The sequence below is a fragment of the Clostridium sp. DSM 8431 genome, assembly GCF_900116755.1.
Lineage (GTDB): Bacteria > Bacillota > Clostridia > Clostridiales > Clostridiaceae > Clostridium.
Window position 1 is genome coordinate 1 of the sequence record NZ_FPBY01000197.1, and the last position, 5,892, is coordinate 5,892.

Here is a 5,892-nt window from a genome sequence, read left to right on the forward strand (position 1 = left end):
ATAATTTACTAAATGAAATTAATATTTTGATTGAGTCATCTGAATTCTCTGAATCTATTAAGAAAAATATTGAATTAATAGATTCAATTCCTGGTATAGGACGTTTAACAGCTATTACATTAATAGCTGAAATAGGTGATATTAATGGCTTTATTAAGCCAAAACACCTTGTAGCCTTCTTTGGTATAGACAGCTCTGTTAATCAGTCTGGTAAATTCCAAGGCAATCAATGTAAAATTTCAAAGCGCGGAACTCGTATCGGTGAAGAGCTTTATATTCAGCAGCACTTGCTTCTATTAGATGTACTCGTAATGGAACTCCTATTAATGGCGTTTTATTAGAATACTATAAAGTTAATTTGCAAGGCAAAAAAGCTAAAGTTGCTTTAGTTGCTATAATGCACAAATTAATAAATTATATCTTCGCTGTACTTCGAAACCAAACTCCGTTTGAGCTACGAAATCATAAAATACATAAGCAAATGTTTTTAGAAAATATTTCTCAAAATAGTGTAGCTTAATCAATTTACATTTTTTGCAACCATTCGTGTTTTACAAATAGTTTGTTTGCTATACCCTTTTTTAAAAAAATAATATTTTTTTATTTACTTGACTATTATTAGCTGGTCTTAAACTAATTCATTATTTTTAAATTTCATTATCATTTCATTAGTTAAGCTAAAATCATCAAATTCTGTAGTAATATCATCTCTATGAATCCAATGAGCCACTGATAATTCTTCAGTATCTATAGTCACATTTGTATCTCCATCTACCTCTGCAACAAAGCCTGTTAAAATAGTATCTGTAAGAGACCATGGCTGACTTTTATAGTATCTTATATTTTTAACCTTTAAGCCAACTTCCTCCATAACTTCTCTCTTAGCTGTTTCTTCTAGTGTTTCACCTATTTCTGTAAAGCCTGCAACTAAGTTATATGACTTAATTACACCACTTGCATATTTAGTCATTAACAGCCTGTCTCCATCTGTTACTGCAACTATAACTGCTGGGCATATTTTAGGGTAAATCATATTATTACAGTTACTGCAACGAAGCATTCTTTCTTTATTATCCTTTTCTAATTCATGGCCGCATCTTCCACAAAACTTATTATTTTTATACCAATTATATAATTGATAACCTGTTAGCCCAGCAAAGGCTAAATGCTTAGGTCTTAATTCACGAAGTGATCTTACATTTTTCATTTCACAATCAATTAATTTTTCATCTAAGTTACTTCCTTCTGATAAAAAATAATCTGTACTATCTATAGAAAATAAATATGTATACTCTCCTTTTTCATTCTTAATTTCACTATACTTAAGAAAGGCTCCCTTTTCTCTATCCTTTTTTATTAATATATCTTTATCTCTATAAAATAATATAATACTGTCATCTTTAGGTTCTTTTTTACTATATGAATTATTAAATTTTAACGATATATCTTGTATCATTGACTTTCCTCCTAAATTTAATTATTTACTTATCTTTATTTATTATACATCATATTTAGTATACGGATAAATTCTAACTTCAATTTTAAATTTAATAAAAATATAAACAAAAAAGATGTATAAATTTTATTTTTGTAATTTTTATATACCATCAAATTAATTATTTCAGGTTCTAGGATTAACATGAACCATGCAATGTTTAACATCAGGAAATTCTCTTTCTATAGAATCATGTACATTTTGTGCAATTTTATGAACTTCAGTAAGGGTCTTATTACCATCAGCTGCAATTTCTATGTCTACATATATTTTAGAACCAAAAAGCCTTGTTCTTATGTCATCAATATCAATTACCCCTTCTTCATTTAAAATAACTTTCTTCATATTTTCAACTACATCTACATCACAGGATTTATCAATTAATTTATCTATGGAATCCTTAAATACCTCATAGGCTGCTTTAATTATAAATATAGCTATAACAATACTTGCTATAGAATCACATATAGGAAATCCTTTCTTTGATGCTGCAATACCTATTAATGCTCCTATTGAAGATAATGAATCTGATCTATGATGCCATGCATCAGCCATAAGTGCAGTAGAATTAATCTTTTTAGCTGCCTTTTTGGTATACCAATACATCCATTCCTTTACCATAATAGATATAATAGCTGCTACAAGAGCAATTGTACCTGGCATAGCTAAAGCCTTTTCTTCTCTGTTTATAATCTTTAATATTCCTTCATAACCTATACCTACACCAATTAAAAATAAAATTATAGAAAGAATAATTGATGCAACACACTCAAATCTTTCATGGCCATATTGATGTTCATCATCTGAAGCTTTATTAGATATCCTTATACCTATAACTACAATAAAAGTACTAAAAACATCTGAAGCAGAATGTATTGAATCAGATATCATGGCCCCTGACTTTCCTATTATACCTGCAAGTAATTTAAATAATGATAGCAGTAAATTTGCAGTGATACTTATCCATGAAACCTTCATAGCAATATCCTTACTATCATTATTCTTAAGGTTAAATTTTCTCACCTTCATAACTTTGTTTCTCCTAAAATTACTATTAAACTTAAAAATAATTTGTGATATGTTTTATCTTATATTTTTTATAATATTCTTATCTTAACTATTTGCTATTTATTTGGGCTATATTTTCAAATATAGTGATAATATAGGTGTTTTATTACTAATACAATCTTTATTTTTATCAGGAAATAATTTAGAATTATTTATATTAACTTCAATAAATAGAAAGGAAAAGAACTAATGACAGGAAAACAACATATGGTTATTGGTACCACAGCAAGTGTTACTATGAGTGCCTTCCTTGTTATGAATAATACTATAAATTCACCATTACCCATCGCTTGTCTTATTGGTGGAAGTTTTGTAGGGTCTTATATGCCTGATATAGATTCTGAAAAATCAAAGGCCTCTACAGCATTTAACAAAGTACTTGCAGTATTAATAATACTTTTCACTATAACCTATGTAAGTGGACAGCTTTTAATGGTGGAAAACCTTCTTAATTGGATAAAAATCAATAAGGAAAGTTTGATTGGTATTATAACTTTTTCAATAGTAACTATACTTGGAAAGTTATCTCCACATAGAATGTTTACTCATAAGATCTTAGGAACAGCTCTTTTTTGTTATAGTATATACCTAATGGGAAATTTATATTTTACCTTTGGTTTCATTCTAGGATATCTTTTACATATAGTATGTGATAAATTCACTAAAAATGGTAAATATCTTACTTTCTTTGAATTTAAGCTTCCTTGCAAAAATTCTAAAAATAAAACAAAAATAAGTTGGTAAAAAATAGGGATTCAAATTCTTGAATCCCCATTTTAATAAACTACTCTTCATTATCAAATGATAATTTCTTTTTATGCATTCCCACATTAATTACTAATGTAATTGTTGCTATGGTAGTTAGAAGTGAACTTCCTCCATAACTTAAAAGTGGAAGGGTTATCCCCGTTATAGGAAGTAGTTTTATTGTCATTCCTATATTTTGAAATATTGCAAATAGTAAATATGATACCATTCCTATACTTATTAAAGATCCAAATATATCTTTTGCAGTTTTTGATATATTAATCATCTTTACAATCATAATTCCATATAAAATTAATACAAACATGGCCCCCAAAAATCCCCATTGCTCTCCTATAGCAGTAAAGATAAAATCTGTTTGAATTTCTGGAACATGACTTGCTGCATATCCTGCTTCTACATAAGGTGCAAGACTTAACTTGTTTCCAAATAACCCTCCAGCACCAACACCTACCATCCCTTGATCTAATTGATATCCTTGGGATGTTACATTTGAATCTGAACTCATAAATTCTTTTATTCTCTCTTTTTGGTGATTTAATATAAGTCCTGAATTCCAAAATATCACAATCATGATAAGTAAGACAGCCATCCCACTATAAATTATCCTTTTATCCAGACCTGCCAAAAATAATATTCCAAGTATTATAAAGAAACATACCATAGTCATTCCCATATCTTTTTGAATTAATATTAATAGTATTGTTAATGCTGAATATCCTGCTAATATAGATAAATTTTTTAAGTCATTCACTTTTCCTTTCATAATTTCAATTTGCTTTGAAAGCATAAGAATGAGTGAAAACTTAGCTAGTTCGGAGGGTTGAATTTGACATACCCTTAAATTAAGCCATCCATAAGCACCATTTACCTTTTGCCCTATACCTGGCACCCATACTAAAAGTAGCAAAAATATAGTAAACCAATAGATTGCGTCTGTATAATTATAAATAATTTTATAATCAATATTTAAAATTAAATACATTACAACCATGGATACCATAAACCATGTTAACTGACGCTTCAAAAAAATGTATGGGCTGCTAAACCTACCTCCCTTGGTACATAAGTATATATTAAGTATTCCAAATAAACTTAATACAATCATAGATACTAAGAGAGACATTTCAATTGACCTAGCTTTTTTTATATTAAATTTCTGCTTTCTTATAATTTTAAAATCTCCCATAACCATCCCCCTTTACCGGTATGGTTATATTATATATGCATTATTTGTATTTTTATTGAATAAATGTAAAAAATAAGAAATTCTTAATTTTTAAGCAGCTTTATTTTTTAAGTTTTCCATTTTTCTTTTTTTCATATTATCAATTTGAATAAATAGTCCTGCAAGAAGAGTACCTGTTATTGAGTGCCATACACATGAAACAGCACTAGCTATAGCAGCCTCTGGAAGTGCTCCAAAATGTGCAGTTGCAAGGTTAGTTGCAAGACCAGCATTTTGCATACCAACTTCTATTGATATAGTACGTCTTTTAGCGTCAGACATTCTAGTTAATATTCCAACTCCATATCCTAAAAGATATCCAATTGAATTATGCAAGAATATTGCAAGGAAAATTAATAAGCCTGACTTAACAAAATTACTTCCTTGAAGTGCTATTACACCACCAACTATAAGAGCAAGTCCAATAACAGATATTCCTGGCATAACCTCTTTAACATCTTTAAAGCTCTCTTTTTTATCAAATATAAGATTACAAATAAATCCTATGGCAATTGGTAAAATAGTAACTATTAATATACTTTTAAACATTCCAAAAGCTTGTACTTCTATTTGTTCCCCAACAAGTTGAAGTACTAAAAAAGGTGTTAAAACTGGCGAAAGAATAGTTGATGCAGTTGTCATTCCAACTGAGAATGCAACATCTCCTTTGCATAAGAAAGACATAATATTTGAAGATACCCCTCCAGGACAACATCCTACTAAAATAAGACCTACCCCTATTCCTGTTGGAAGTCCTAAAATATTAGCTATAGTAAATGCTATAAGAGGCATAATTGTATATTGTGCACATGCCCCTATAAATATATCTAATGGTCTTTCTGCTAAAATTTTAAAATCCTGCTTTGTTAAAGTCATTCCCATACCAAGCATGATAATACCTAAAATGGTGCTTTGTTTAGTTCCTTTAACCCAGCTAAATAAATCCGGACAAATAAAGGCTATTACTGCTACTGCGATAACAAATACTGAAGTTTTGTTTGATAAAAATTTACTTACTTTTTTTAATACTATAATAGTGCAAAAATGCTTGAATAATTTTACAACTGAATAAAATAAAAAAACATTTATGATAAATCTCTGTTATAATTAAGTTCCTACACAAAATTCAACAAGGAGATACATAAATGTTTCAGAACACAATTATATCAAACGAACCATCAATATACAAATTTTTTAATCAATTAAATTTTGATTTTTACTTAACAAATCCTCAGTTAAAGCATTTAGAAAATATCATGAATGCTATGATATCTAAAGGCTTTAATGGTAAGATTTCCGACATAGCGGAGCTTGCACCTGCAAGACATCGAACTAG

At 28.8% G+C, this 5,892-nt stretch carries 5 protein-coding genes and 2 pseudogenes; 3 read left to right on the forward strand and 4 right to left on the reverse strand.

Features of this window, described 5'->3' with window-relative positions; translation table 11 throughout:
- Positions 1-520: pseudogene (locus tag BM384_RS14925) on the forward strand (transposase); the annotation flags it as partial.
- Positions 521-628: 108 nt separating this feature from the next.
- Here the strand turns inward: BM384_RS14925 and nudC are convergent.
- Positions 629-1,456 carry an NAD(+) diphosphatase gene (nudC, locus tag BM384_RS14930; protein ID WP_090014769.1) on the reverse strand — a complete coding sequence of 276 codons (828 nt, stop codon included), beginning with the start codon at positions 1,454-1,456 and terminating at the stop codon, positions 629-631.
- Between the two features lie 165 nt (positions 1,457-1,621).
- The gene (locus BM384_RS14935; RefSeq protein WP_090014771.1) at positions 1,622-2,524 is read right to left on the reverse strand and encodes a cation diffusion facilitator family transporter; all 903 of its coding nucleotides are present in this window, start codon (positions 2,522-2,524) and stop codon (positions 1,622-1,624) included.
- A 228-nt stretch (positions 2,525-2,752) separates the two neighbouring features.
- Between BM384_RS14935 and BM384_RS14940 the strand changes: the two genes are divergently transcribed.
- Positions 2,753-3,307: a metal-dependent hydrolase gene (locus BM384_RS14940; RefSeq protein ID WP_090014773.1), complete on the forward strand. Its 555-nt coding sequence runs from the start codon at positions 2,753-2,755 to the stop codon at positions 3,305-3,307.
- A gap of 40 nt (positions 3,308-3,347) precedes the next feature.
- On the opposite strand, the gene BM384_RS14945 is transcribed toward BM384_RS14940, so the two are convergent.
- Together BM384_RS14945 and BM384_RS14950 are read right to left on the reverse strand one after the other, a co-directional pair.
- Positions 3,348-4,502 carry an FtsW/RodA/SpoVE family cell cycle protein gene (locus tag BM384_RS14945; protein WP_090014777.1) on the reverse strand — a complete coding sequence of 385 codons (1,155 nt, stop codon included), beginning with the start codon at positions 4,500-4,502 and terminating at the stop codon, positions 3,348-3,350.
- Between the two features lie 105 nt (positions 4,503-4,607).
- Positions 4,608-5,648, reverse strand: a complete 1,041-nt coding sequence (locus BM384_RS14950; RefSeq protein ID WP_347455090.1) for a bile acid:sodium symporter family protein — start codon at positions 5,646-5,648, stop codon at positions 4,608-4,610.
- 53 nt (positions 5,649-5,701) lie between these two features.
- Between BM384_RS14950 and BM384_RS14955 the strand changes: the two are divergent.
- A pseudogene (locus BM384_RS14955) lies at positions 5,702-5,892 on the forward strand (IS701 family transposase); the annotation flags it as partial.